26 protein-coding genes are annotated in these 24,092 nt (G+C 61.9%); 16 read left to right on the plus strand and 10 right to left on the minus strand.

The features are described 5' to 3' along the window. Window positions 1-78: 78 nt before the first annotated feature. Window positions 79-681: a molybdenum cofactor guanylyltransferase MobA gene (gene mobA / locus P3S72_RS10065; protein WP_276197197.1), complete on the minus strand. Its 603-nt coding sequence runs from the start codon at window positions 679-681 to the stop codon at window positions 79-81. Window positions 682-757: 76 nt separating this feature from the next. Here mobA and moaB point away from each other — a divergent pair, with 76 nt between their 5' ends. Next, window positions 758-1,297, plus strand: a complete 540-nt coding sequence (moaB, locus tag P3S72_RS10070) for a molybdenum cofactor biosynthesis protein B (RefSeq protein WP_276197198.1) — start codon at window positions 758-760, stop codon at window positions 1,295-1,297. After that, a complete protein-coding gene (glp, locus tag P3S72_RS10075; protein ID WP_276197199.1) occupies window positions 1,281-2,507 on the plus strand; it encodes a gephyrin-like molybdotransferase Glp in 1,227 nt (408 codons plus the stop codon). Before moaB ends, glp begins: the two co-directional genes overlap by 17 nt. A gap of 129 nt (window positions 2,508-2,636) precedes the next feature. On the opposite strand, the gene P3S72_RS10080 is transcribed toward glp, so the two are convergent. Both P3S72_RS10080 and P3S72_RS10085 read right to left on the minus strand, forming a co-directional pair. Then, window positions 2,637-2,966, minus strand: coding sequence for an EscU/YscU/HrcU family type III secretion system export apparatus switch protein (locus P3S72_RS10080; protein WP_276197200.1), 330 nt, complete (start codon window positions 2,964-2,966; stop codon window positions 2,637-2,639). Then, window positions 2,963-4,546: a flagellar hook-length control protein FliK gene (locus P3S72_RS10085; RefSeq protein ID WP_276197201.1), complete on the minus strand. Its 1,584-nt coding sequence runs from the start codon at window positions 4,544-4,546 to the stop codon at window positions 2,963-2,965. Before P3S72_RS10085 ends, P3S72_RS10080 begins: the two co-directional genes overlap by 4 nt. A 200-nt stretch (window positions 4,547-4,746) precedes the next feature. Between P3S72_RS10085 and ccmA the strand changes: the two genes are divergently transcribed. The 12 genes from ccmA to phnN all read left to right on the plus strand — a co-directional run bounded on the left by ccmA (window position 4,747) and on the right by phnN (window position 13,127). Then, window positions 4,747-5,382, plus strand: coding sequence for a cytochrome c biogenesis heme-transporting ATPase CcmA (ccmA, locus tag P3S72_RS10090; protein ID WP_276197202.1), 636 nt, complete (start codon window positions 4,747-4,749; stop codon window positions 5,380-5,382). Then, on the plus strand, window positions 5,379-6,047 hold the full coding sequence (gene ccmB / locus P3S72_RS10095; protein WP_017849435.1) for a heme exporter protein CcmB: 669 nt from the start codon (window positions 5,379-5,381) through the stop codon (window positions 6,045-6,047). The genes ccmA and ccmB overlap by 4 nt, the downstream gene beginning before the upstream one ends. 90 nt (window positions 6,048-6,137) lie before the next feature. Continuing rightward, window positions 6,138-6,893 carry a heme ABC transporter permease gene (locus P3S72_RS10100; RefSeq protein WP_276197203.1) on the plus strand — a complete coding sequence of 252 codons (756 nt, stop codon included), beginning with the start codon at window positions 6,138-6,140 and terminating at the stop codon, window positions 6,891-6,893. Beyond that, window positions 6,890-7,066, plus strand: a complete 177-nt coding sequence (gene ccmD, locus P3S72_RS10105) for a heme exporter protein CcmD (RefSeq protein ID WP_253394359.1) — start codon at window positions 6,890-6,892, stop codon at window positions 7,064-7,066. Before P3S72_RS10100 ends, ccmD begins: the two co-directional genes overlap by 4 nt. Continuing rightward, the gene (gene ccmE / locus P3S72_RS10110) at window positions 7,063-7,518 is read left to right on the plus strand and encodes a cytochrome c maturation protein CcmE (RefSeq protein ID WP_027607026.1); all 456 of its coding nucleotides are present in this window, start codon (window positions 7,063-7,065) and stop codon (window positions 7,516-7,518) included. The genes ccmD and ccmE overlap by 4 nt, the downstream gene beginning before the upstream one ends. A gap of 3 nt (window positions 7,519-7,521) precedes the next feature. Further along, window positions 7,522-9,510 carry a heme lyase CcmF/NrfE family subunit gene (locus P3S72_RS10115; protein ID WP_276197204.1) on the plus strand — a complete coding sequence of 663 codons (1,989 nt, stop codon included), beginning with the start codon at window positions 7,522-7,524 and terminating at the stop codon, window positions 9,508-9,510. Then, window positions 9,507-10,043 carry a DsbE family thiol:disulfide interchange protein gene (locus P3S72_RS10120; RefSeq protein ID WP_276197205.1) on the plus strand — a complete coding sequence of 179 codons (537 nt, stop codon included), beginning with the start codon at window positions 9,507-9,509 and terminating at the stop codon, window positions 10,041-10,043. The genes P3S72_RS10115 and P3S72_RS10120 overlap by 4 nt, the downstream gene beginning before the upstream one ends. Then, entirely contained in the window at window positions 10,040-10,513 is a 474-nt protein-coding gene (locus P3S72_RS10125) for a cytochrome c-type biogenesis protein (protein ID WP_276197206.1), read from the plus strand. The genes P3S72_RS10120 and P3S72_RS10125 overlap by 4 nt, the downstream gene beginning before the upstream one ends. Next, window positions 10,506-11,690: a c-type cytochrome biogenesis protein CcmI gene (gene ccmI / locus P3S72_RS10130; RefSeq protein WP_276197207.1), complete on the plus strand. Its 1,185-nt coding sequence runs from the start codon at window positions 10,506-10,508 to the stop codon at window positions 11,688-11,690. Before P3S72_RS10125 ends, ccmI begins: the two co-directional genes overlap by 8 nt. 15 nt (window positions 11,691-11,705) lie before the next feature. Continuing rightward, on the plus strand, window positions 11,706-12,101 hold the full coding sequence (locus tag P3S72_RS10135) for a hypothetical protein (protein WP_276197208.1): 396 nt from the start codon (window positions 11,706-11,708) through the stop codon (window positions 12,099-12,101). A 40-nt stretch (window positions 12,102-12,141) separates the two neighbouring features. Continuing rightward, window positions 12,142-12,360 carry a hypothetical protein gene (locus tag P3S72_RS10140; protein ID WP_276197209.1) on the plus strand — a complete coding sequence of 73 codons (219 nt, stop codon included), beginning with the start codon at window positions 12,142-12,144 and terminating at the stop codon, window positions 12,358-12,360. Between the two features lie 203 nt (window positions 12,361-12,563). Further along, the gene (phnN, locus tag P3S72_RS10145; RefSeq protein ID WP_276197210.1) at window positions 12,564-13,127 is read left to right on the plus strand and encodes a phosphonate metabolism protein/1,5-bisphosphokinase (PRPP-forming) PhnN; all 564 of its coding nucleotides are present in this window, start codon (window positions 12,564-12,566) and stop codon (window positions 13,125-13,127) included. Here phnN and P3S72_RS10150 read toward each other — a convergent pair. Continuing rightward, on the minus strand, window positions 13,116-13,997 hold the full coding sequence (locus P3S72_RS10150; RefSeq protein ID WP_276197211.1) for a LysR family transcriptional regulator: 882 nt from the start codon (window positions 13,995-13,997) through the stop codon (window positions 13,116-13,118). The two genes, phnN and P3S72_RS10150, sit on opposite strands and share 12 nt — an antisense overlap. A gap of 462 nt (window positions 13,998-14,459) precedes the next feature. Between P3S72_RS10150 and P3S72_RS10155 the strand changes: the two genes are divergently transcribed. Next, window positions 14,460-15,947, plus strand: a complete 1,488-nt coding sequence (locus tag P3S72_RS10155) for a M57 family metalloprotease (RefSeq protein ID WP_276197212.1) — start codon at window positions 14,460-14,462, stop codon at window positions 15,945-15,947. A gap of 30 nt (window positions 15,948-15,977) precedes the next feature. Here the strand turns inward: P3S72_RS10155 and P3S72_RS10160 are convergent, their stop codons facing one another. The 6 genes from P3S72_RS10160 to gcl all read right to left on the minus strand — a co-directional run bounded on the left by P3S72_RS10160 (window position 15,978) and on the right by gcl (window position 23,287). Then, window positions 15,978-17,174, minus strand: coding sequence for an MFS transporter (locus P3S72_RS10160; RefSeq protein WP_276197213.1), 1,197 nt, complete (start codon window positions 17,172-17,174; stop codon window positions 15,978-15,980). 322 nt (window positions 17,175-17,496) lie between these two features. Further along, entirely contained in the window at window positions 17,497-18,501 is a 1,005-nt protein-coding gene (locus tag P3S72_RS10165) for a sulfate ABC transporter substrate-binding protein (RefSeq protein WP_276197214.1), read from the minus strand. Window positions 18,502-18,596: 95 nt separating this feature from the next. After that, window positions 18,597-19,421 (minus strand): ion transporter, encoded by an 825-nt coding sequence (locus P3S72_RS10170; RefSeq protein WP_247405189.1) that lies wholly within the window; start codon window positions 19,419-19,421, stop codon window positions 18,597-18,599. A 237-nt stretch (window positions 19,422-19,658) separates the two neighbouring features. Further along, window positions 19,659-20,549, minus strand: coding sequence for a 2-hydroxy-3-oxopropionate reductase (locus P3S72_RS10175; protein ID WP_276197215.1), 891 nt, complete (start codon window positions 20,547-20,549; stop codon window positions 19,659-19,661). Between the two features lie 169 nt (window positions 20,550-20,718). After that, complete coding sequence (gene hyi, locus P3S72_RS10180; protein ID WP_276197216.1) at window positions 20,719-21,501, minus strand: hydroxypyruvate isomerase; 783 nt, start codon at window positions 21,499-21,501, stop codon at window positions 20,719-20,721. A 10-nt stretch (window positions 21,502-21,511) separates the two neighbouring features. Then, a complete protein-coding gene (gcl, locus tag P3S72_RS10185) occupies window positions 21,512-23,287 on the minus strand; it encodes a glyoxylate carboligase (RefSeq protein WP_276197217.1) in 1,776 nt (591 codons plus the stop codon). A gap of 266 nt (window positions 23,288-23,553) precedes the next feature. Here gcl and P3S72_RS10190 point away from each other — a divergent pair, with 266 nt between their 5' ends. Further along, on the plus strand, window positions 23,554-23,994 hold the full coding sequence (locus P3S72_RS10190) for a heme-binding protein (RefSeq protein WP_276197218.1): 441 nt from the start codon (window positions 23,554-23,556) through the stop codon (window positions 23,992-23,994). Window positions 23,995-24,092 lie beyond the last annotated feature (98 nt).

Raw genomic sequence — 24,092 nt, forward strand, 5'->3', positions numbered from 1 at the left:
AGTGTGTCTCCGAGAGAATTCTTTTTGAGTGCTGACAGTGTGACGCGTGGCGCGTCGACAAAGTTCCTTGTGCGAGGTTCATTCTGACATGCCAGGCCCTGTGTGTAACAGCGCAGGCGTGTTCAGGTTGGCCAGGCGCGGATCATCTGCCGGGCATTCCAGCCCGACGCCACCCAACTGCAGGAAAATCTTGCGCGGGCTGCGCTCACCGGCTTGCCAGGCCTGTTCTACCGCGCTTTGCAGGTAGGTGGGGATGATGCAGATCAACGGTTCCCAGAATTCTCCGTGGCGTACCATCACCGGCAGCCGCGGATTGCGCTGCGCCGTCTCGCGCAGATCGGCGAGCAGTCGGGCGTCAAGGTGCGGTACATCGCACGGTAAGATCAGCACGTGCCCATGGCGGGCGGTACTCAATCCTGCGCGGATACCGGCCAGCGGTCCGGGGAAATCCACGCTGTCGTCACTCACCACCTGGTCGGCATAGGGCGCGTACCGCTCCAGGTTGCGGTTGCACGAGATGATCAGGTCGTCGGTCAGTGGGCGCACCAAGTGTTGCAAGTGCGCAATCAGCGGCTGGCCGTGCCATTCCAGCAAGCCCTTGTCTTGTCCGCCCATGCGTTGGCCGCGCCCACCGGCCAACAGCAGAATTGAACAGGGTAGGGTCGAAGAGTCGTCGGGCATGTGGGTTCCGCTGCGGCAGGTAAATAGGGGCCTGTGATATAACATCGGGCTGTTCCTTCGACAACCGGACCGTGCCATGAACGCCAAGGCAGATGCGCCCTTCGTACCTCTGAATATCGCTGTACTGACCGTCAGTGACACCCGCACCCTGGACACCGATACCTCGGGCCAGGTTTTTGTCGACCGCCTGATCGCCGCCGGCCACCTCCTGGCCGAGCGCGTGCTGCTCAAGGACGACCTCTACAAGATCCGCGCCCAGGTGGCCCACTGGATCGCCGAAGACGTGGTGCAGGTCGTACTGATCACCGGCGGCACCGGCTTCACTGGCCGCGACAGCACGCCCGAAGCGGTGAGCTGCCTGCTGGACAAGCAGGTCGATGGCTTTGGCGAGCTGTTCCGTCAGATCTCCGTGGCCGACATCGGCACCTCCACCGTGCAATCGCGCGCCCTGGCCGGCCTGGCCAACGGCACCCTGGTGTGCTGCCTGCCGGGTTCCACCAACGCCGTGCGCACCGGCTGGGACGGCATCCTCGCCGAGCAACTGGACAACCGTCACCGCCCCTGCAACTTCGTACCGCACCTGAAACAGGCCGAACCCTGTGAATCCCGTGGATAAGCCGGGCAAGACCGGCGCCTTGATGCCGGTGGAAGAAGCCCTGCAACGCTTGCTCGAGATAGCCGAGGCCGCGCCGATTCGTGAGCGGCAGGTGTTGCCCCTGGCCGCGTGCGATGGCCGCATATTGGCGCAGGATCTGATCTCCACCCTCGACCTGCCGCCCTGGCCCAACAGCGCCATGGACGGTTACGCCCTGCGCCTTTGCGACTGGGCCGGCGAGCCGTTGGTGGTGAGCCAGCGCATCTTCGCCGGCCAAGCACCCGCGCCATTGGCCGACGGCACCTGCGCGCGTATCTTCACCGGGGCGCCCGTGCCGGAAGGCGCTGACTGTGTGGAAATGCAGGAAAACGCCGTGGTCCACGCCGATGAGCGGGTGAGCTTTACCGAGCCGTTGCATATCGATCAGAACATTCGCCCGCAAGGGCAGGAAACCACCGTCGGCGAATTGGTGTTGGCAGCGGGCACGCGCCTGGGCCCGATCGAGCTCGGCCTGGCCGCATCCCTCGGTCTCGACCATTTGGCCGTGGTACGCCGCGTGCAGGTCGCGGTGCTGTCCACCGGCGATGAGTTGATCGAGCCCGGTTTGCCCCTCGGCCCGGGGCAGATCTACAACAGCAACCGCCGCGTGCTGTGCAGTTGGCTGGAGCGCCTGGGGTGTGAAGTGATCGATGCGGGCATTCTTCCGGATGACCTGGAACAGACGCGCGTGCGCTTGGCCGGCCTGGGCGTAGTTGACCTGATCCTGTCGACCGGCGGTGTGTCGGTAGGCGAGGCGGACTTTCTCGGCATTGCCCTGCGTGAAGAGGGCGAGCTGGCCTTGTGGAAGCTGGCGATCAAGCCCGGTAAACCGCTGACCTTCGGCCATTTTCGTGGCGTGCCGGTGATCGGCCTGCCGGGCAATCCGGCATCGACGTTGGTGACGTTTGCCCTGTTGGCGCGCCCCTATCTGCTGCGCCGCCAAGGTGTGGCTGAAGTCGAACCGCTACGGTTTGAGGTGCCGGCAGGGTTCGTCTGGCCCAAACCGGGCAATCGCCGCGAGTATCTACGCGGGCGTATCGAGCAGGGCAAGGCGATCATCTATCGCAACCAGAGCTCCGGCGTGCTGCGCAGCGCGGCGTGGGCGCAAGGGTTGGTGGAGGTGTTGGAAGGGACGACGCTGGCGATCGGCGACCGGGTGAATTTCATTCCCCTGAGCGAAGTCCTCAACTAAACACCGATTCAAGTGTGGGAGGGGGCTTGCTCCCGATAGCGGTGGATCAGCCAACAAATAAGTGACTGACACACCGCCATCGGGGGCAAGCCCCCTCCCACATTTGGATTGTTGTCTGTCTGGGGCTACTCAGTAATCGTCGCCACGCTCGGTCACATCGCGCTCCACCGGCGCGGCGTCCGGGTCATACCCCACCGGAAACTTGCCCTTCAACGTCCAGGCAAACGCAATGATCTCGGCGATCGTGCGGTACAACTCTTCCGGGATACTGTCGCCCAACTCCATGCGCGCCAGCAGCTTCACCAGCTCGGCGTTTTCATAGATGGGCACTTCATTTTCCCGCGCCAGCTTGAGGATCGCTTCGGCCAGGGCATCGTCGCCCTTGGCGGTCAGGGTCGGCGCTTGTTGGCCGTCATACTTGAGCGCGATGGCCTGGCGCGGCGGGTTGGCGTTGTTCATGCGGTTTCGTCCACCCAACGTTGCTCCAATCCGGTTTTCGGCCCGCGTGGCGGGGTGCCGAGGTGGCAGTCGAGGTCGCCGACATTGATGCCCGACGTCACCAGGCGCTCGCGCAAACTGCCCAAGTGACTTTCGATCAAACTGGCGGTGAACGGTCGAGTCGCCCACAACTGGCTCGACAGTTTGCTCTGAGACAATTGCGCCTGGACCTGTAACGGGCCCAGCGGCTCCATGTCGAAGGCCAGTTCCACGCGCCAGAGCATCTGCTTGGGGTCTCTTTTGTCTTTGCGTTCGGGCTGGTCCTTGTCCGGCGCGGGGTCTTCGCGCTGGAACTTGACCTGCAGCGGCACGATGTCCTGCAGGGTACGCATGGGAATTTCCAGCTGCCAGGTGGTTTGCAGGCGGCCATCGGCAGTGGTGCCGGTCTGTTCCAGGCTCGACAGTTGATGGCTCTGTAGTCGCGAGATGGCACCGGCGGCCAGGCGCAGCAGGTTTTCCAGGTCGCCTTCGCCCTCCAGGCGTTGCATCAGCCGCTGCGGCAATGGAAAACCGACGGGTGCCTGGCGCGCGCTGACTTGCCCGAGGGTGTTCAGCGGGCTGCGCACGAAGTTGGGCAGCATCTGGGCCAGGGTGTTGGCGGCGAGTATGGCATTGAGGTTGGTGCTGGCGGGCAGGGCGGGCAGCAGATCGGCGACCAGGCGCAGCAGGGCACCTTTTATATCCAGCGGTGGAATTTGCGGGGTTTGCCCGATCAATAATTTGGCTTCAAGAAACGCGCCGCTGTTCTGGATCACTTGAGCCAGCACCTTGGGATTGCTGACCTGTGCCAGGTCGGGCAGCGCGGCGAGCAAACGGTCGGCGGCCGCGCGCAGCTCGACGGAAGTGCTGTCGTCCTGGGGCAGGGTTTGCAACGCGGTGAACACTGCATCCAGCGAGCCCTGGCGACTTTGCTGGGTGGCGAGTTGCTGGGTCACGGCCAGTTGATCCTTGAGCCCGCTCAAGGGCACGAAGTTCAGGGTCTGCGCATCCTGCACCACGGCGCTGAGCAGGCTGCCGATACGCAGGGGTTGCGGGCTCTCCACGGTCAGGGTCGTACCGGCCAGGGCGTTGTTGAGCACCGTCACCAACGAGCGGTAGATCGTCGGTTGCGTGGTGCCTTGGGGCAGCATTTGGCTGGTCAGAACTTTGGCTTGCAGCAAGGTGCCTGCCGGCATTTGCGTGGTGTCGATGCGAGTGAGGGCGGCGACGTTGGCACTCAAGGCTTGCTGCAGGCTGAGGGTCAGGTTGCCGGCAGGCGTCTGGCTCACCGCCACATTGCTGCCCAGCGGCAAGGGTTGCGGGCTGCTGGCCTGGACCAGCGTCTGGCGGCCACCGTCGAGGGTCAATTTGAGCAGCAACTGAAAGGATTCATCGCCTTGTTTAAGTGCGATGACTTCGGCGTTCGCGGTTTTTCCCGGGTCGATCAAGCCGATCTGCGGCTCCAGCAGTTTCAGCAACTCACCGGTCGCTGGCGCCGGCGCAGGGGCCGGCCCGGCTGTCGGGGCAGGAGGAAGCGTAGGAAGGTTGATCTCACCGGTCATCGTGCGCGTCGTCTCTGGGGAAATAGCCCTCTTTAGCGTAGGGCATCGCATGTATAATGCGGCCCGTCTGCCATGAGAGCGGTAAAAACCTCACAACTATTTGATCCAGCTCTCTAAAATCGGTCGCCAAAGTCGTTATTGTGCTTCTTTCTATAACGGCCGCCGCACCGCCGACTTGAACCGTAAAGGCCCGCGATCTTTTGACCAGCCCTCTTCTTGAAGCCGTAGCGCTTGCCTGTGAACGCGACCTGCGCCTGCTGTTCGAGCACCTCGACCTGTGCCTGGCGGGCGGTGACATGGTGCAGATCAGTGGTCCCAACGGCAGCGGCAAGACCAGCCTGCTGCGTTTGCTGGCCGGGTTGATGCAGCCTACGGCGGGCGAAGTGCGGCTCAACGGCAAACCGTTGAACGAACAACGCACCGAGCTGGCCCGCAATCTCACCTGGATCGGCCACGCCGCCGGGATCAAGGACGTGCTGAGCGCCGAAGAAAACCTCAGTTGGCTCAGCGCCCTGCATCATCCGGCCAGCCGCGAGGCGATCTGGCAGGCACTGGCCGCCGTCGGCCTCAAGGGCTTCGAAGACGTGCCCTGTCACACCCTGTCCGCCGGCCAGCAGCGCCGCGTGGCCCTGGCGCGCCTGTATCTGCCCGGCCCGCCGCTGTGGATTCTCGACGAACCTTTCACCGCCCTCGACAAACAAGGCGTCGCCCAGTTGGAAGAACACCTGGCCCGGCATTGCGAGCAGGGCGGCCTCGTCGTGCTGACCACGCACCACAGCCTGACGCGCCTGCCCGCCGGTTACCGCGACCTGGACCTGGGGCGGTGGTCGGTATGAGTGTGTTCGCCCTGTTGGTGGCCCGCGAGGCGCGGCTGTTGTGCCGTCGCCCGGCCGAGCTGGCCAATCCGTTGGTGTTCTTCGCGATTGTCATCGCGTTGTTCCCGCTGGCGGTCGGCCCCGAGACTAAACTGTTGCAAACCTTGTCTCCGGGACTGGTGTGGGTGGCGGCCCTTTTGTCCGTGCTGCTCTCGCTGGACGGGCTGTTTCGCAGTGATTTCGAGGATGGTTCCCTGGAACAGTGGGTCCTTTCGTCGCACCCCCTGCCGCTTCTGGTATTGGCCAAGGTACTGGCACACTGGGCGTTTTCCGGCTTGGCGCTGGTGTTGCTCTCGCCGTTGCTGGCAATGATGCTAGGGTTGCCCAGCGAATGCCTGCCGGTGTTGCTCATGTCCTTGTTGCTCGGCACGCCGGCGCTCAGCCTGTTGGGCGCGGTGGGCGCGGCGCTGACGGTAGGTTTGAAGCGCGGCGGCCTGCTGCTGGCCTTGTTGATTCTGCCTTTGTATATCCCGGTGTTGATCCTGGGCAGCGGCGCTTTGCAAGCCGCGCTCATGGGCATGCCGGCGACCGGTTACCTCTTGTGGCTTGGCAGCCTGACCGCCCTGGCGGTAACCCTGACACCCTTTGCCATAGCGGCCGGCCTGAAGATCAGCGTCGGCGAATAATGAAGTCTGGTTACGTGTAACCGGTTCTTCAACATAAGAAAGACCCTACGCTTCTTGCAACCACAAGACGCAACCGTGATGGAAACAGCAATGAACTGGACCTGGTTTCACAAGCTCGGCTCGCCCAAATGGTTTTACGGCATCAGCGGCAAGCTGCTGCCGTGGTTGAGCGTCGCCGCCGTATTGCTTATCGGCCTCGGCCTGGTCTGGGGCCTGGCCTTCGCACCGCCGGATTACCAGCAGGGCAACAGCTTTCGCATCATCTATATCCACGTGCCTGCCGCGATGCTGGCCCAGTCCTGCTACGTGATGCTGGCGGTGTGCGGCATCGTCGGCCTGGTGTGGAAGATGAAGCTCGCGGACGTCGCCCTGCAATGCGCTGCGCCCATCGGTGCGTGGATGACCGCCGTGGCGCTGGTCACCGGCGCGATCTGGGGCAAACCCACCTGGGGTTCGTGGTGGGTGTGGGATGCGCGACTAACGTCCATGCTGATCCTGTTGTTTCTGTACTTCGGTCTTATTGCCCTTGGCAATGCGATCAGCAATCGTGACAGCGCCGCCAAGGCCTGTGCGGTGCTGGCGATTGTCGGCGTGATCAACATCCCGATCATCAAATACTCGGTGGAGTGGTGGAACACCCTGCACCAGGGCGCCACCTTCAGTCTGACCGAAAAGCCGGCCATGCCCGTGGAAATGTGGGCGCCGCTGTTGGTGATGGTGCTGGGGTTCTACTGCTTCTTTGGCGCTGTGCTGCTGATGCGCATGCGCCTCGAAGTGCTCAAGCGTGAAGCCCGCGCCAGTTGGGTCAAGGCCGAAGTGCAAACCAGCCTGGGAGCGCGTGGATGAGTTTTGCTTCTTTCAGTGATTTTCTCGCCATGGGCCACCACGGCCTGTATGTCTGGACGGCCTATGGCATCTGCCTGGCCGTACTGGCCCTCAACGTCGCCGTGCCGATCCTGGCCCGCAAGCGTTACCTGCAACAAGAGGCGCGTCGTCTGCGCCGGGAGACCGATAAGTGAATCCGCTGCGTAGAAAGCGTCTGTTGATCATCCTTGCCATTCTGGCCGGCGTAAGTATCGCCGTGGGCCTGGCGATGAGCGCCCTGCGGGAGAACATCAACCTGTTCTACACCCCGACCCAGATCGCCAATGGCGAAGCCCCGCTGGACACGCGCATCCGCGCCGGCGGCATGGTGGAGAAGGGCTCCTTGAAGCGTTCCGGCGATTCCCTGGACGTCACCTTCGTGGTCACCGACTTCAACAAGGCCGTGACCATTACTTATCGCGGCATCCTCCCGGACCTGTTCCGTGAAGGCCAGGGCATCGTCGCCCTGGGCAAACTCAATGCCGACGGTGTGGTAGTGGCCGATGAAGTACTGGCCAAGCACGATGAGAAATACATGCCGCCGGAAGTCACCAAAGCGTTGAAAGACAGCGGCCAATCCGCCCCAACTCCAGCCAAGGAGGGCTAAGTGATGACGTCCGCACTGTATATTCCGGAGCTGGGCCACTTGGCGATGATCCTCGCCCTGTGCTTCGCCATCGTCCAGGCCGTGGTGCCGTTGCTCGGCGCGTGGCGTGGCGACCGTCTGTGGATGAGCCTCGCGCAGCCGGCCGCCTGGGGCCAGTTTGCCTTCCTGGTGTTCGCGTTCGGCTGCCTGACCTACGCCTTTATGACCGACGATTTTTCCGTCGCCTATGTGGCCAGCAACTCCAACAGCGCCTTGCCCTGGTATTACAAATTCAGCGCCGTGTGGGGCGCCCACGAAGGTTCGCTGCTGTTGTGGGCCCTGATCCTCGGCGGTTGGACCTTCGCCGTGTCGATCTTCTCCCGGCAACTGCCGCAAGTCATGCTGGCTAGGGTGCTGGCGGTGATGGGCATGATCAGCATCGGCTTCCTGCTGTTCCTGATCATGACCTCCAACCCGTTCAGCCGCATCCTGCCGCAGATCCCGGTGGACGGGCATGACCTCAACCCGCTGCTGCAGGACATCGGCCTGATCGTCCACCCGCCGATGCTCTACATGGGTTATGTCGGGTTCTCCGTGGCCTTCGCCTTCGCCATCGCCGCCTTGCTCGGCGGGCGCCTCGATGCAGCCTGGGCGCGCTGGTCGCGGCCATGGACCATCGTCGCCTGGGCCTTTCTCGGCATCGGTATCACCCTGGGTTCGTGGTGGGCCTATTACGAACTTGGCTGGGGCGGTTGGTGGTTCTGGGACCCGGTGGAAAACGCGTCCTTCATGCCTTGGCTGGTGGGCACCGCGCTGATTCACTCGCTGGCCGTCACCGAAAAACGCGGCGTGTTCAAGAGCTGGACCGTGTTGCTGGCCATCGCGGCGTTTTCCCTGAGCCTGCTCGGCACTTTCCTCGTGCGTTCGGGCGTGCTGACCTCGGTTCACGCGTTTGCGTCCGACCCTGCGCGCGGTGTGTTCATCCTGATCTTCCTGCTGTGTGTGGTCGGCGGTTCGCTGACCCTGTTCGCCCTGCGCGCGCCGGTGGTCAAGAGCCAGGTCGGCTTCAACCTGTGGTCGCGGGAAACCCTGCTGCTGGGCAATAACCTGGTGCTGGTGGTGGCTGCGTCGATGATCCTGCTCGGCACCCTGTACCCGCTGGTGCTGGACGCGCTGACCGGCGCCAAGCTGTCGGTCGGCCCGCCGTATTTCAACGCCTTGTTCATCCCGTTGATGGGCTTGTTGATGGTGGTAATGGCTATCGGCATGCTGGTTCGCTGGAAAGACACCCCGGTGAAATGGCTGGTGGGCATGCTGACCCCGGTGCTGCTGGGCAGCGCGGCCTTGGCCGTGATCGCCGGTATTGCCTATGGCGATTTCAACTGGGCGGTCCTCGCCACGTTCATGCTCGCCGCCTGGGTGTTGCTGGCCGGTATGCGCGACATTGTCGACAAGACCCGCCACAAAGGCCTGATCAAGGGCCTGCCCACCCTGACCCGCAGCTACTGGGGCATGCAGGTCGCGCATATCGGCATCGCCGTGTGTGCCCTCGGCGTGGTGCTCTCCAGCCAGAACAGCGCCGAGCGCGACCTGCGCATGGCCCCCGGCGAGTCCATGGACCTGGCCGGTTACCACTTCATCTTCGAAGGCGCCAAGCACTTCGAAGGGCCGAACTTCACGTCCGACAAAGGCACCGTGCGCGTAGTACGCAACGGTAAGGAAATCGCCGTGCTACACCCGGAAAAACGCCTGTACACCGTGCAGAGCTCGATGATGACCGAAGCCGGGATCGACGCCGGTTTCACCCGCGACCTTTACGTCGCCATGGGTGAGCCGCTGGGCGAAGGCGCCTGGGCGGTGCGCGTGCATGTCAAACCGTTCGTGCGCTGGATCTGGTTCGGCGGTTTGATCACCGCTTTTGGTGGTGTGCTCGCGGCGCTGGACCGGCGCTATCGGGTCAAGGTCAAGAGCCGGGTGCGTGAAGCGCTGGGTCTGCAAGGAGCGGCGGTATGAAGCGTTGGTTGATGGTCGTGCCGCTGGGGTTGTTTCTGCTGATGGCGGTGTTCCTGTATCGCGGGTTGTACCTGGACCCGGCCGAGTTGCCCTCGGCCATGATCGGCAAGCCGTTCCCCGCCTTCAATCTGCCGACGGTGCAGGGCGACAAAACCCTGACCCAGGCTGACCTGCTGGGCAAACCGGCGCTGGTCAACGTGTGGGGCACCTGGTGCATCTCCTGCCGTGTCGAGCACCCGGTGCTGAACAAGCTGGCGGAGAAGGGCGTGGTGATCTACGGCATCAACTATAAGGACGACAACGCGGCGGCCTTGAAGTGGCTGGCGGAATTCCACAACCCGTACCAGTTGGATATCCGCGATGAAGACGGCAACCTCGGTTTGAATCTCGGCGTCTACGGTGCCCCGGAAACCTTCTTTATCGACGCCAAGGGCGTGATCCGCGATAAGTACGTCGGCGTGATCGATGAAGTGGTCTGGCGCGAACAACTGGCCGCCAAGTACCAGGCCCTGGTCGACGAGGCCAAGCCATGAAGCGCTGGTTAGCTGCTGCCGTATTAGCCTTGGGCCTGGTGGGCGTGGCCCACGCCGCCATCGACACCTACGAATTCGCCAATGACGCCGAGCGCGAGCGTTTCCGCGACCTGACCAAGGAACTGCGCTGCCCCAAGTGCCAGAACCAGGACATCGCCGACTCCAACGCGCCCATCGCCGCCGACCTGCGCAAAGAGATCTTTCGCATGTTGGGGGAGGGCAAGGACAACCAGCAGATCATCGACTTCATGGTCGACCGCTATGGCGATTTTGTTCGCTACAAACCGGCGCTCACCGGCAAGACCGCGCTGCTCTGGTTCGGCCCCGCCGGGCTGCTGCTGGCCGGCATTGTGGTGATGGTGGTGATCGTCCGCCGTCGCCGCGCCGCCCCTACCGATGGTTCCGACGCGCTATCCGCCGAAGAGCGCCAACGCCTCGACCAATTGCTGGACACCAAGACTGATGATTGATTTCTGGCTCGCAGCCGGCTTGCTGCTTCTGATTGCCCTGAGTTTCCTGTTGATCCCTGTATTGCGTGGCCGTCGTGCCCAGCGTGAAGAGGATCGCACCGCGCTGAACGTGGCGCTCTATCAAGAACGCGTGGCCGAACTGCAAACCCAGCAGGACGAAGGCGTACTCAACGCCGCCCAACTCGACACTGGCCGCGCCGAAGCCGCGCGCGAATTGCTGGCCGACACCGAAGGCGTAGAAAAACCTCGCGAATCGCGTCTGGGCAAGCCGCTGCCGTTGCTCGCTGCGGTTTTAGTGCCGGTGCTGGGCCTTGGCTTGTACATGCACTTCGGCGCCAGCGACAAGGTCGAACTGACCCGCGAATTCTCCCAGCCGCCGGTGTCCATGGAAGACATGACCCACCGCCTGGAACGCGCTGCGGCCGCTCAACCGGATTCGGCGGAAGGCTTGTACTTCCTCGGCCGTGCGTACATGGCCCAGGACCGTTCCGCCGATGCCGCCAAGGTCTTCGAACGCACCGTGGCCCTGGCCGGACGCCAGCCGGAGCTGTTGGGCCAGTGGGCCCAGGCCCAGTACTTTGCCGACAACAAGCAGTGGTCGCCCAAGGTCCAGGCCCTGACCGACGAAGCCCTCAAGCTCGACCCGAGAGAAGTCACCAGCCTCGGCCTGCTCGGCATCGTGGCCTTTGAAGGCCAGCGCTACCAAGAGGCGATCGATTACTGGAGCCGCCTGCTGGCGCAATTGCCACCGCAAGACAATTCCCGCGTCGCCCTGCAAGGCGGGATCGATCGCGCGGCAGAAAGGCTGAAAGCGAACGGTGGCACCGTCGCCCAAAAGGCCGTGATGAAAGTGCGTGTGGACCTGTCCGCCGACATCAAGGCCAAGGCCCTGCCTGGCGACAGCGTGTTCATCTTTGCCCGCGCCGTCTCCGGCCCGCCGGCGCCGCTCGCGGCCAAGCGCGTGACCGTCGCCGACCTGCCCGTCACCGTCGAACTGGGCGATGCCGACGCAATGATGCCGCAGTTGAAACTGTCCAACTTCCCCGAAGTCCAACTGGTTGCGCGCATATCCCGGGCCGGTCAACCGACCCGTGGCGAGTGGATCGGCCGCAGCCAACCCTTGGCCAGCACCACCACTGCGCTGCAGCAGCTGACCATCGACAGTCCGGACAAGTAATTCGAGGAAACGCCTATGACCGCCCTTGCACGCATCACCCTGCTCAGCCTGGTAGTGGGCTTGAGCGCTTGTGCGGTCCACCGCCCACCTCCCGCGCCCACCGGCCCGACCATCCCACCGTCGGGCCCGTCGACCCAACCCGGCACCCGACCTTCCAGCCCGGTCACCGCCCCAACGAAAGCGCCACCGAGCAAGTCGTCAACCTTCGCCCCGCCACCGGGCGCGGCCAGCCACTGGGACGGCAAGATGCAGGTGTATGTGCTGGAAGACCAGCCCGACACCTTCTACCGCCAGCGCACTTACTACCGCTGGAGCAACGGCTGGAGCCGCTCCATAAGCCCGGACGGACCGTGGGAAGAGACCGACGTGCAGGGCGTGCCGCCGGGGTTGAGCAAGCACTACGCGCAGTGACAAAAGGCGACCTTTGGGTCGCCTTTTTCGTGGCTTCGTAATGTGGGCCTTCAAATACTGGAGAGCCAATGCCGGGGCTGGACTCTACCTGAACCTGGCGGGTTTTCTGGTGGGCTCATTTTCAGGCCAGCGGTTATATGCGCTGGGTGGCAGCATCATCAGGACCCGGCTGGACGATCATCCTGATCTGGATGTGATCAATTTTATCAGCGGTGGATTATTGATTGGCTTTGCGGTCTGGCAATGTGCGCGCATTTAGTCAGGAGGCTGATCCTCTGCCATTCGGGAAATCGTACGCAGTTGCCTGCAACCGAACATGAAAGTGCTGACGGGCACGCCTGACCGGGTGCGTGGCGCATCGTAATCCGATAATGTGGCCGCCGCCGGGCTGGTCTAGGCCAGGCGCCGTGATGCGTAGCCGGCTATGTAACAAATCTGCAGATAAGCGAAGAGGGTGTATTGATGGCGGGCAGGTTGATCTATCTCATCGGGCCATCGGGTTCGGGCAAGGACAGCCTGTTGGACGCTGCACGATCACGTTTGGCCGAGCGTGGCTGCCGCATTGTGCGTCGTGTGATTACCCGCTCGGCGGAAGCGCTGGGCGAGGCGGCGCAGGGGGTGAGCGCCGAGCAGTTTGTCGCGATGCAAGCCGAAGGTGCGTTTGCGCTGAGTTGGCAGGCCAATGGTTTGTCCTATGGCATTCCCAAGGAGATCGGTGCGTGGATGGCGGCGGGGACGGATGTGCTGGTCAACGGCTCTCGTGCCCACCTGGCGCAGGCCCGCGAGCGCTATCCGACGTTGCTGGTGGTATTGCTGAGTGTTGATCAGACGGCACTGCGCCAGCGCTTGCTGGCGCGGGGGCGTGAGTCGGTGGCGGATATCGATGCGCGCCTGGCGCGTAATGCGCGGTTTACGGCGCAGTTGCTGGCCGGCATGGGGGCGGGGTTGCTCGTGCTGGATAACTCCGGCCCGCTGGAGCATACGGTCGAGCGTTTGCTGCGCTGCCTGCACCCGTCAGGGGTTTAACAACCGTTCCACATACTCCACAAACGCCCGCGCCTTGGCACTCGCCATCCGGCCTGTCGGAAAGACGGCCCATAAGTCCCGCGCCGGTAAACGCCAGTCGGTCAACACCGGTTTCACCTCGCCACTGGCCAGTTCCTGCGTGAACATCCAGGCCGATGCGAGGGTCAGGCCCAGGTGGTTCAGCACGGCAGCGCGTACCCCTTCAGCCGCTGTGACGTTCAAGCGGCCACGGGCGACGATCGGGTATTCGCGGGCGCCTTGGGTAAAGGTCCAGCGCGGGCCTTCGCCCTGGGTGTAGATGACCGCCTGGTGCTGCAACAGATCAGTTGGCGTGGCGGGTTCACCGAAGCGTTCGAAGTAGGCAGGGGTGCCCAGGATATGGCAGGGCGACTCACCGATCTTGCGCGCGGTCAGCCCTGAATCGCTCAGGTTGCCCATGCGCAGGGCGACGTCGATGCCTTCTTCCACCAGGTTTAGGCTGCGGTCGTCGAGCACCACTTCGATGTTCATCCCAGGGTACTGCTCCAGAAACGGCCCCAGGTGCGGAAGGATATGCAGGCTGGCAAAGGTTACGGCGGCGCTGATGCGCAGGTTACCCGACAGCCCGGCGCCCGCGCTTCGGGCGGCGTCGTCGGCCTCGTTGGCTTCATCGATAGCACGCTTGGCTTTTTCAAAAAACGCCAGGCCCGCTTCGGTCGGTGTCAGGCCTCGGGTTGAACGCAACACCAACCGCACCGCCAGGCGCGCTTCCAATTGCGCGACGCTCTTCGACACGGCGGGCTGGCCGATGCCCAGGCGTTTGGCAGCGGCGGAAAACGAGCCGGTTTCGACAACGTGGACGAAGGTTTCCATGGCGCTAAGGCGGTCCATCGGGTCTCCCTTGCTTGCTTGATTGAGCGCATCGCGACGCAGTGCGGCGCACAAGCCTACGAGGAATGGTCATGACTTGTCATCCGGTCCTAAACGGCGTTTATCGTATTGAAGAAGGTTAAAGGGTTATGTCTTTGTCAGTCGAAGATTGGAGTAACTCATCTTCGGGTATTTTTTAGATAGTATTTTTTTAGTGTAAAAACAACCCGGTATTTGCGAAGTTTTTGTGTAGTTGAATGTTTAAATTGCAAATGAAATCGTGGTTGTCTAACCGCGTGTTACGTGGCGTGGGGATGTTTCGGCTGAAACTAAAATGGAGTTGGTCTGATATTTTTCACTGTGCGAGATTGTCAGCGATGACGATGAGCCTGGCTCTACTAGTTTGCGTCTATCGATACTTAATTTCCGGGTCGGTTTGATTCGGTCTCTTTATTTATTCGTTAACAAAGCGAGTGCCGCACAATGAATGGATTTGATCTGCGTTCTGTTACTTCCCGTGCTGGTTTACCGATATCGGACCCCGGCCCGTTTGGTGCGGGCGCCATTCAGAAACCGTCCTTTACAACTGATCAGGCAGCCAAACAAATCACCCGGGAAAATCTTCGTTTTCGCGACCGTAACGGCGATCAGAAGATCGATTTGCACTACACGGTAGACGCGAGCTTCACCGCCCAGCAGCAACAACGCGTGCGCCAGGCGGTTCAAGCCTGGCAGGATGTGGCCGCTATCAACTTCCGCGAGCAGTCAGGCAGTACGGACGGAACGCTCAGTATCCACAACAACCCTCGCGGCGACCGGGGAGTTGCCGACATGCCTCATGGCGCCACGACCCGTGCATCGGCCACGATCGGCACCGGGGGAAGTGCGAGTTCGCCGGCGCTGGGCAGTCACTTTTCGGTCACGGCTATTCATGAAATCGGTCACGCCATCGGCCTGCAACATCCGGGAGACTATAACGGCGGCGCCAACTATCAAAACGGCGCGGTCTATGCGCAGGACACCAAGGCACGCACTGTGATGAGTTACTGGTCGGAACGCCATCAATCCGGTCACGACTTCAAGTCGCTCAATCCGTCCGCTCCGATGATGGACGATATCGCCGCGGTCCAACGCTTGTATGGGGCCAATCACCAGACCCGCAAGACCGACACCACCTATGGCTTCAATTCCAATACCGAGCGGGAAGTGATGAGCCTTAGCAGCGCCAAAGACAAACCGGTCTTCTGCGTATGGGATGGTGGCGGTAAAGATACGCTGGATTTTTCCGGGTTTTCCCAGGATCAGAAGATCGATCTGAATGCGGAGTCGTTCTCTGACGTGGGCGGCTTGAAGGGCAATGTGTCCATCGCCAAGGGGTGCATTATTGAGAATGCGATCGGCGGTGCCGGCCGTGATGCTTTGATTGGCAATGACGCGGCCAATCGGCTCAAGGGCGGTGCCGGTGCTGATACGTTGAGAGGCGGAGGCGGGGCGGATACGTTTGCCTACGATAACGCCAGCGACTCCACCGCGCAGAGCCCCGACCTGATCGAGGACTTCACCAGCGGCACCGATAAGATCGACGTTTCTGGAGCATTAATCGCGTCGGGTGTGCGTGCCCTTGTGTTCACCGATCGGTTCAGCGGTCGCGCCGGTGAAGCGGTGCTCAAGCACGATGCAAGTACGGGCCGGTCGAGCCTGGCCATTGATCTGAAGGGAACGGGCAACGCGGACATGGTGATCAACAGCAAAGGGCAGATCAAACCGGGCGATGTACGGTGGGGTGGACCGCAGCATGAAGTTCAGCCTGTGCCGACACCGACACCAACCCCAACCCCAACCCCACAGCCTGGTGAAACCCCAATCGTGCCATCTGCACTGTTCGAAATGCTTGCCAAGACACTGTCAGCGCTCTTGTTACAGATGATGCAGCTTATCGCCCCATCGTCCAGTGGAAGGCCGCGGTCGTAACCCCACCCACGATCGCGGCGCATCATGCCGTCAGGCAGTGACCACCGAGGTGTGGCGCGAAGCACTGAGAAAGCGCAGCAACGCCACCAGCGGGAACGCGCTGCCCACCAGCATCACGCCCAGCCAGCCGCCGTGTTCGTACACGCTGCTGGCAATCGCCGAGCCGAAGGCACCGCCGATGAAGATGCTGGTCATGTACAGCGCGTTCAGGCGGCTGCGGCTGTTGGCATCGAGGGCGTAGATGGCGCGTTGGCCGAGGACCATGTTCATCTGCACACAGAAGTCGAGGACCACGCCGGTCACTGCCAGGCCGATCACGCTGTACAGCGGGTGTACGAAGGCCGGCAGGAAGCTCAACACCGCAAACACCATGGCCAGCAGCGACGCGCGGTGGGTGTGGCCGGCGTCGGCCAAGCGCCCGGCGATGGGCGCGGCGATGGCGCCGATGGCCCCGACCAGGGCGAAGATGGCAATCTGGGTCTGGCTCAGGCCATGGTTACGTACCAGCTCCAGCGGAGCGGCGGTCCAGAACAGGCTGAAGGTGGCAAACATGCAACCTTGATAAAAGGCGCGCTGGCGCAGCAGCGGTTGTTCGCGCAGCAGGGTGCCGAGGGAGCGCAGCAATTGGCCATAGCTGGCGCTGTGGTCGGGCTGGCGCTTGGGGATGGTCATCAGCAAGACCACGCTGATAACGGCCATCAACGCGGCAGCGGCCATGAACATTGCACGCCAGCCGAAGTGGTCGGCGACGACGCTGGACACCGGCCGTGCCAGCAGGATTCCCAGCAACAGGCCACCCATGATGCTGCCGACCACTCGGCCACGGGACTCGGCAGGTGCCAGGTGCGCCGCCAACGGGATCAGGATCTGCACCGACACCGAACTGAAACCGATCAACAACGACACCAGCAGGAACAGGTTCGGTTGCTCGGTAAACGCCGCGGCCAGCAGGCTGGCGATGGCGATCACCGTGGTGCTGATCATCAGCTTGCGGTTTTCCAGCAAGTCACCCAGGGGCACCAGGAAAAACAGGCCCAGGGCGTAGCCGATTTGTGTCAGCGATACGATCAGGCTGGCCATCGCAAGCGTCAGGCCGATGTCCGGTGCGATCAGTTCGATGATCGGCTGCGCGTAGTAGATGTTGGCGACGATGGCGCCGCAGCAAAACGCAAACAGCATCACCATCCCGCGGGTCATGGTGCTTGTAGCGTGGGGAGTAGCGTTCATGGTGTTCTCATAAAAGCGAAGGAAGATGGCGAGCGAGAGTAAAGACAAGACTCGGCGGCGAGTAGGCTGTTGGCGGTGATATCACTCATGCCGTGAAATGATGACTGAAGCCTTGGCGTTGGCTTCGAGCCCCCATGATACATTCAGACACACCTGCCGAAACAGGCCATCCGGCAGCCTGAGGATCACGCTGAACACCAAACAAATGTGGGAGCTGGCTTGCCTGCGATGTGGACCCCCCGGTGTATCAGACACACCAGGGCGACGCTATCGCAGGCAAGCCAGCTCCCACACGTGCTCGCCTTCCTTCAGTGGGCGCGGCTTACTGCCCGCTGTAGATCTGGTCAAACACCCCGCCATCATTGAAGTGGGTTTTCTGCACGGTGCGCCAGTCGCCAAAGGTCTTCTCGACCGACAGGAAGTCGACTTTCGGGAAACGATCGGTGTACTTGGCCAGCACTTTCGGATCACGCGGGCGCAGGTAGTTGCTGGCTGCGATTTCCTGGCCTTCCGGCGACCACAGGTACTTCAGGTAGTCTTCGGCGACTGCACGCGTGCCTTTCTTCTCGACCACTTTGTCCACCACCGTGACCGGCGGCTCGGCTTCGGCGGAGACGCTTGGGTAGATCACTTCGAACTGATCGCGGCCGAATTCGCGGGCAATCATTTCTGCTTCGTTTTCAAAGGTCACCAGCACGTCGCCGATCTGGTTGGTCATGAACGTAGTGGTGGCGGCGCGGCCGCCGGTGTCCAGCACGGGCGCTTGTTTGAACAGCTTGCCGACAAAGGCCTTGGCCTTGTCTTCGTCGCCGCCGTTCTTCAGTACATAGCCCCAGGCCGACAGGTAGGTGTAGCGGCCATTACCCGAGGTTTTCGGGTTGGGCACGATCACTTGCACGCCATCTTTGAGCAGGTCCGGCCAGTCTTTCAGGGCTTTCGGGTTGCCCTTGCGCACGATAAACACGGTGGCCGACGTGAACGGCGCGCTGTTATTCGGTAGGCGGCTGACCCAGTTGTCCGGCACCAGTTTGCCGTTGTCGACCAGGGCGTTGATGTCGGTGGCCATGTTCATGGTGATCACGTCAGCCGGCAGGCCGTCGATCACCGAGCGCGCTTGTTTGCTGGAGCCGCCGAAGGACATCTGCAAGGTCAGCTTGTCGTTCGGGTGCTCGGCTTCCCAGTGTTTCTGGAAGGCGGCGTTGTAGTCCTTGTAGAAATCGCGCATCACGTCGTAGGAGACGTTGAGCAGAGTGGTCGGTGCGGCCTGGACGACGCCGGCCAGTGCGAGGCCTGCGGCCAGGAGAGAGGCGCTAACGAGTTTTTTCACTGCTCATTCCTTGTTGTTCGAGAGTAGAGAGAGGCACTGTGCCAGCGACTATAGCCGGGGGTGCATAGTCGTTTAAAGATTAAAAAGAACTTTGCTTATTCCTGTTTCTTAAACAGCGCGTTGCCACACCGCGAACAAAACGCCGCGTTCGCGTCATGGGTGTTTTTCTTGCACACCGGGCAGTCCGTTTGCAACTGTTCACCGCGCATGGCATTGGCCAGTTCAGCGGTAAAAATCCCGGTAGGCACGGCGATGATCGAGTAACCGGTGATCATCACCAGGGACGAAATCACTTGGCCCAGCGGGGTCTTGGGCACGATGTCGCCAAAGCCCACGGTGGTCAGGGTCACGATCGCCCAGTAGATGCCCTTGGGGATACTGGTAAAGCCGTGCTCCGGCCCTTCGATCACATACATCAAGGTGCCGAACACCGTCACCAGGGTGCAGACGCTGAGCAGGAACACCACGATCTTCTGCTTGCTGCCGCGCAACGCCGACATCAGGTAGTTGGCCTGCTTGAGATACGGCCCGAGTTTCAGCACCCGGAAGATCCGCAGCATGCGGATGATGCGGATGATCAGCAGGTACTGGGCGTCGCTGTAATACAGCGCGAGGATGCCGGGGACGATGGCGAGCAAGTCCACCAAGCCATAGAAACTGAAGGCATAGCGCAACGGCTTGGGCGAGCAGTACAGCCGCAGGCCGTACTCGATGGCGAAGATGACGGTGAAGCCCCACTCGATGTAGGCCAGCACGTTCGCGTAGTTGTCGTGGACTTCCTGAATGCTGTCGAGGATCACCACCACCAGGCTGGCGAGAATGATCAGCAGCAGGGTGCTGTCGAAACGCCGCCCGGCGGGCGTGTCGCTCTGGAACACCATGACGTAGAGACGCTGGTGCCAGTCGTTGTTGCTGTCCATAACTCTCGCCCATGTCGGATATCGGGCAAGCCTAGGGGGATTCGAACGGGCTGTCCACGCAGGCGTTGTGCCGCATTCGGCGACCGGCGCTGCAGGATAATCTGGCTGAACCCGCCGAGCGGGGCTTCGGCCCGGTCGGGGTAGGAGGGGTTGCGCATGATGCGTAAGTCAATGAGCGCAAGTTGTCCTCATCGCAGGCAAGCCAGTTCCCACACTGGCTCGCATTTCATCGCGCGCTTACTGATCGCGAATCGAAAAATTCGCCATATGCTCCAGCCCCTTGATCAGCGCCGAATGGTCCCAATTACCGCCACCGAGGGCGGTGCAGGTGCTGAACACTTGCTGGGTGCCGGCGGTGTTCGGCAGGTTGATCCCCAGCTCCTTGGCCCCGGCCAGCGCCAGGTTCAAATCCTTCTGGTGCAGATTGATGCGAAAGCCTGGATCGAAGGTGCCCTTGATCATACGTTCGCCGTGCACTTCAAGGATCTTCGACGCGGCGAAGCCGCCCATCAGCGCTTCACGCACCTTGGCCGGGTCGGCGCCGTTTTTCGCGGCGAACAGCAGCGCTTCAGCCACCGCCTGGATGTTCAGTGCGACGATGATCTGGTTCGCCACTTTGGCGGTCTGGCCGTCGCCGTTGCCGCCGACCAGGGTGATGTTCTTGCCCATGCTCTGGAGCAGCGGCAAGGCACGCTCGAAGGTCTGCGGCTCGCCGCCGACCATGATGCTCAAGGTGCCGGCCTTGGCCCCGACTTCACCGCCGGACACCGGCGCATCGAGGTACTGCGCGCCGGACTGGTTGATCCTCGCGGCGAACGCCTTGGTCGCGGTGGGGGAGATCGAACTCATGTCGATCACCACTTTGTTCTGCGACAGACCGGCGGCTACGCCATCGGTGCGGAACAGCACGTCATCGACCTGCGGGGTGTCGGGCACCATGACGATGATGAATTCTGCTTCCTGGGCGACTTGCTGCGGGTTGGCCAGCGCGATGGCGCCGGCCGCGAGCAGCGCGTGTGGCGCCTTGCCGTGGTGTTCGGACAGGAACAGTTGGTGACCGGCTTTTTGCAGGTTGGCGGCCATGGGTTGGCCCATGATGCCGGTGCCGATAAATCCGATTTTAGCCATGAAGAAATCCTCTTTTTATTCGATAAAGCGCGGTCTGCCAAACACATGGGGTCCAAATGTGGGAGGGGGCTTGCTCCCGATAGCGGTCTTTCATTCAACCTGTGTGTTGACGGATACACCGCTATCGGGAGCAAGCCCCCTTCCACTTTTTGGTTTCGTGTGGTGCCTGTCAGATCGCGTTGTGGGTCTTGAGCCAACCCAAACCCGCTTCGGTGGTGGTCAACGGCTTGTATTCACAGCCAACCCAACCCTGATAACCGATGCGATCCAAATGCTCGAACAGGAACCGATAGTTGATCTCCCCAGTCCCCGGTTCGTTGCGCCCCGGGTTATCCGCCAGTTGGATATGGTTGATCTCACTCAAGTGCGCGGCCAGGGTCCGGGCCAGATCACCTTCCATGATTTGCATGTGATAGATGTCGTATTGCAGGAACAGATTGTCACTGCCCACCTGCGTGCGAATCGCCAGGGCCTGCGCGGTGTTGTTCAGGTAGAACCCAGGGATGTCGCGGGTGTTGATTGCTTCCATCACCAGCTTGATACCCGCCGCTTGCAGCTTGTCGGCGGCGTATTTGAGGTTGGCGACAAAGGTCTTTTCCACGGCGGCATCGTCCACGCCTTGTGGCCGGATGCCTGCCAGGCAGTTGACCTGAGTGTTGCCCAGCACCTGGGCGTAGGCGATGGCCAGGTCGACCCCAGCGCGGAATTCCTCGACCCGGTCCGGGTGGCACGCCAGGCCCCGTTCGCCCTTGGCCCAGTCGCCGGCCGGTAGGTTGAACAACACTTGGGTCAGGCCATTGGCGTCCAACTGCGCCTTGATTTCGGCGGAGTTGAATGCGTAGGGGAACAGGTACTCGACGCCTGCGAAACCGGCATCGGCGGCCGCTTTAAAACGAGCGAGAAAAGCCTGTTCGGTGAACAGCATGGACAGGTTGGCGGCAAAGCGCGGCATAAAGTTCTCCTTAATCGAGCAGGGAAATGGCAGTCGGCGCATCGTTACCGACCAGGGCCAGGTCTTCGAATTCGTTGACGGCGTTGATCTCGGTGCCCATGGAAATATTGGTCACGCGCTCCAGAATAATCTCAACGATCACCGGAACCTTGAATTCTTCGAGCATTTCCTGGGCGCGGCGCAGTGCCGGCTGGATCTGGCCCGGCTCGAACACGCGCAGGGCCTTGCACCCCAGGCCTTCGGCGACCGCGACGTGGTCGACGCCATAGCCGTTGAGTTCCGGGGCGTTGAGGTTGTCGAAAGACAACTGCACGGAGTAGTCCATTTCGAACCCGCGCTGGGCCTGGCGTATCAATCCCAGGTAGGCGTTGTTCACCACCACGTGGATATACGGCAGCTTGAACTGCGCACCCACGGCCAGTTCTTCGATCATGAACTGGAAGTCATAGTCGCCGGACAGCGCCACCACCTTGCGGCTCGGGTCGGCCTTGACCACGCCGAGCGCCGCCGGGATGGTCCAGCCCAACGGGCCGGCCTGGCCGCAGTTGATCCAGTGACGTGGCTTGTAGACGTGCAGGAATTGCGCACCGGCAATCTGCGACAGGCCGATGGTGCTGACGTAGCAGGTATCTTTGCCGAACACCTGGTTCATCTCTTCGTACACCCGTTGCGGCTTGACCGGCACGTTGTCGAAGTGCGTCTTGCGCTGCAGGGTGGCCTTGCGCTGTTGGCAGTCATGCAGCCAGGCGCTGCGGTCCTTGAGTTTGCCGGCGGCTTTCCACTCACGGGCGACTTCGATGAACATCTTCAGCGCGGCACCGGCGTCGGAAACGATGCCCAGGTCCGGGGTGAACACGCGGCCGATTTGCGTCGGCTCGATGTCGACGTGGATAAATCGGCGCCCCTCGGTGTACACCTCCACCGAACCGGTGTGGCGGTTGGCCCAGCGGTTGCCGATGCCCAGCACCACGTCCGATTTCAGCAGCGTCGCGTTGCCATAACGGTGGGAGGTTTGCAGGCCGACCATGCCCACCATCTGCGGGTGATCGTCGGGGAGGGTGCCCCAGCCCATCAGGGTCGGGATCACCGGGATGCCGGTCAGCTCGGCGAACTCCACCAGCAAGTCGCTGGCATCGGCATTGATCACGCCGCCACCGCTCACCAGCAGCGGGCGTTCGGCCTGGTCGAGCAGGGCCAGGGCTTTTTCGACCTGGATGCGTGTGGCCAGCGGTTTGGCCAGGGGCAGTGGCTGGTAGGCGTCGATGTCGAATTCGATTTCGGCCATCTGCACGTCGAACGGCAGGTCGATCAGCACCGGGCCAGGGCGGCCGGAGCGCATTTCATAAAAGGCTTTCTGGAACGCATACGGCACCTGGCCGGGTTCGAGGACGGTGGTTGCCCACTTGGTCACCGGCTTGACGATGCTGGTGATGTCCACGGCCTGGAAATCCTCCTTGTGCATCCGCGCCCGGGGGGCCTGGCCGGTGATGCACAGGATCGGAATCGAGTCGGCCGAGGCGCTGTACAGGCCGGTGACCATGTCGGTGCCCGCCGGGCCCGATGTGCCGATGCACACGCCGATATTGCCGGCCTTGGTGCGGGTGTAGCCATCGGCCATGTGCGAGGCGCCTTCCACATGGCGAGCAAGGACGTGATCGATGCCACCCACCTTCTGCAAGGCCGAATACAGCGGGTTGATCGCGGCGCCCGGGATACCGAACGCGGTGTCGACCCCTTCGCGACGCATCACCAGAACGGCGGCTTCGATTGCTCTCATTTTGCTCATTATTTTGCGGCCTCTTGCGTTTTATAATTGTATACAAGTTGCGTCTGTGCAAAGTGTATTCATGGCGAGCGGCGTAGGTCAATGCATTTTATTCGGCGGTCTTTGCGTTGGTCTTAGCGTGTTTTAACGGCGATTTCCGACGATATGCAGGCGTATGCGAAAAAAACTGTATACATGATATATAAATATTGTGTTCTATTTGTTGTGTTTTGTGGCTGCTAAAGAAGAGCCAACGGCTTTCCCATAACAAGATAAGGACGGCACCCATGAGCGCTTTAACCTTGAAAGTCGCAGTCAACCTGGCCAGCCAGGCCATCGGCGCAGGCCGTACCATCGCCTCGGCACCGCTGACCATCGCCGTGCTCGACAGCGGTGGTCACCTGATCACCCTGCAACGCGAAGACGGCGCCAGCCTGCTACGCCCGCAAATCGCCATCGGCAAGGCCTGGGGCGCGATTGCCCTGGGCAAAGGCTCGCGCTTGCTCGCGTTGGATGCGCAGCAGCGCCCGGCATTTATTGCGGCGTTGAACAGCCTGGGGCAGGGCAGCGTGGTGCCGGCGCCGGGTGGTGTGTTGATTCGGGGTCAGGATGGGGCGGTGCTGGGGGCGATCGGGATCAGCGGGGATACGTCGGATATTGATGAGCAGTGTGCGATTACGGCGATTGAGGGGGTGGGGTTGTGGGCGGATGCGGGGGTGTCAGCCTGATTATTGGATGATTGCCAGGGCCTCATCGGGAGCAAGCTCCCTCCCACCGTTGACTGTGTTCACACATTTCTATTTGTGAATACCGTCAAATGTGGGAG

It is taken from the genome of Pseudomonas sp. D3 (genome assembly GCF_029320995.1).
GTDB lineage: Bacteria > Pseudomonadota > Gammaproteobacteria > Pseudomonadales > Pseudomonadaceae > Aquipseudomonas > Aquipseudomonas paraveronii.

Bases quoted from the DNA above. Each gene is read 5' to 3' on its own strand.
- mobA (WP_276197197.1), bottom strand. From the start codon at position 681: ATGCCCGACGACTCTTCGACCCTACCCTGTTCAATTCTGCTGTTGGCC.
- moaB (WP_276197198.1), top strand. From the start codon at position 758: ATGAACGCCAAGGCAGATGCGCCCTTCGTACCTCTGAATATCGCTGTA.
- P3S72_RS10080 (WP_276197200.1), bottom strand. From the start codon at position 2,966: ATGAACAACGCCAACCCGCCGCGCCAGGCCATCGCGCTCAAGTATGAC.
- P3S72_RS10085 (WP_276197201.1), bottom strand. From the start codon at position 4,546: ATGACCGGTGAGATCAACCTTCCTACGCTTCCTCCTGCCCCGACAGCC.
- ccmB (WP_017849435.1), top strand. From the start codon at position 5,379: ATGAGTGTGTTCGCCCTGTTGGTGGCCCGCGAGGCGCGGCTGTTGTGC.
- P3S72_RS10100 (WP_276197203.1), top strand. From the start codon at position 6,138: ATGAACTGGACCTGGTTTCACAAGCTCGGCTCGCCCAAATGGTTTTAC.
- ccmD (WP_253394359.1), top strand. From the start codon at position 6,890: ATGAGTTTTGCTTCTTTCAGTGATTTTCTCGCCATGGGCCACCACGGC.
- P3S72_RS10115 (WP_276197204.1), top strand. From the start codon at position 7,522: ATGACGTCCGCACTGTATATTCCGGAGCTGGGCCACTTGGCGATGATC.
- P3S72_RS10120 (WP_276197205.1), top strand. From the start codon at position 9,507: ATGAAGCGTTGGTTGATGGTCGTGCCGCTGGGGTTGTTTCTGCTGATG.
- P3S72_RS10125 (WP_276197206.1), top strand. From the start codon at position 10,040: ATGAAGCGCTGGTTAGCTGCTGCCGTATTAGCCTTGGGCCTGGTGGGC.
- ccmI (WP_276197207.1), top strand. From the start codon at position 10,506: ATGATTGATTTCTGGCTCGCAGCCGGCTTGCTGCTTCTGATTGCCCTG.
- P3S72_RS10135 (WP_276197208.1), top strand. From the start codon at position 11,706: ATGACCGCCCTTGCACGCATCACCCTGCTCAGCCTGGTAGTGGGCTTG.
- P3S72_RS10140 (WP_276197209.1), top strand. From the start codon at position 12,142: ATGTGGGCCTTCAAATACTGGAGAGCCAATGCCGGGGCTGGACTCTAC.
- phnN (WP_276197210.1), top strand. From the start codon at position 12,564: ATGGCGGGCAGGTTGATCTATCTCATCGGGCCATCGGGTTCGGGCAAG.
- P3S72_RS10150 (WP_276197211.1), bottom strand. From the start codon at position 13,997: ATGGACCGCCTTAGCGCCATGGAAACCTTCGTCCACGTTGTCGAAACC.
- P3S72_RS10155 (WP_276197212.1), top strand. From the start codon at position 14,460: ATGAATGGATTTGATCTGCGTTCTGTTACTTCCCGTGCTGGTTTACCG.
- P3S72_RS10160 (WP_276197213.1), bottom strand. From the start codon at position 17,174: ATGAACGCTACTCCCCACGCTACAAGCACCATGACCCGCGGGATGGTG.
- P3S72_RS10170 (WP_247405189.1), bottom strand. From the start codon at position 19,421: ATGGACAGCAACAACGACTGGCACCAGCGTCTCTACGTCATGGTGTTC.
- P3S72_RS10175 (WP_276197215.1), bottom strand. From the start codon at position 20,549: ATGGCTAAAATCGGATTTATCGGCACCGGCATCATGGGCCAACCCATG.
- hyi (WP_276197216.1), bottom strand. From the start codon at position 21,501: ATGCCGCGCTTTGCCGCCAACCTGTCCATGCTGTTCACCGAACAGGCT.
- gcl (WP_276197217.1), bottom strand. From the start codon at position 23,287: ATGAGCAAAATGAGAGCAATCGAAGCCGCCGTTCTGGTGATGCGTCGC.
- P3S72_RS10190 (WP_276197218.1), top strand. From the start codon at position 23,554: ATGAGCGCTTTAACCTTGAAAGTCGCAGTCAACCTGGCCAGCCAGGCC.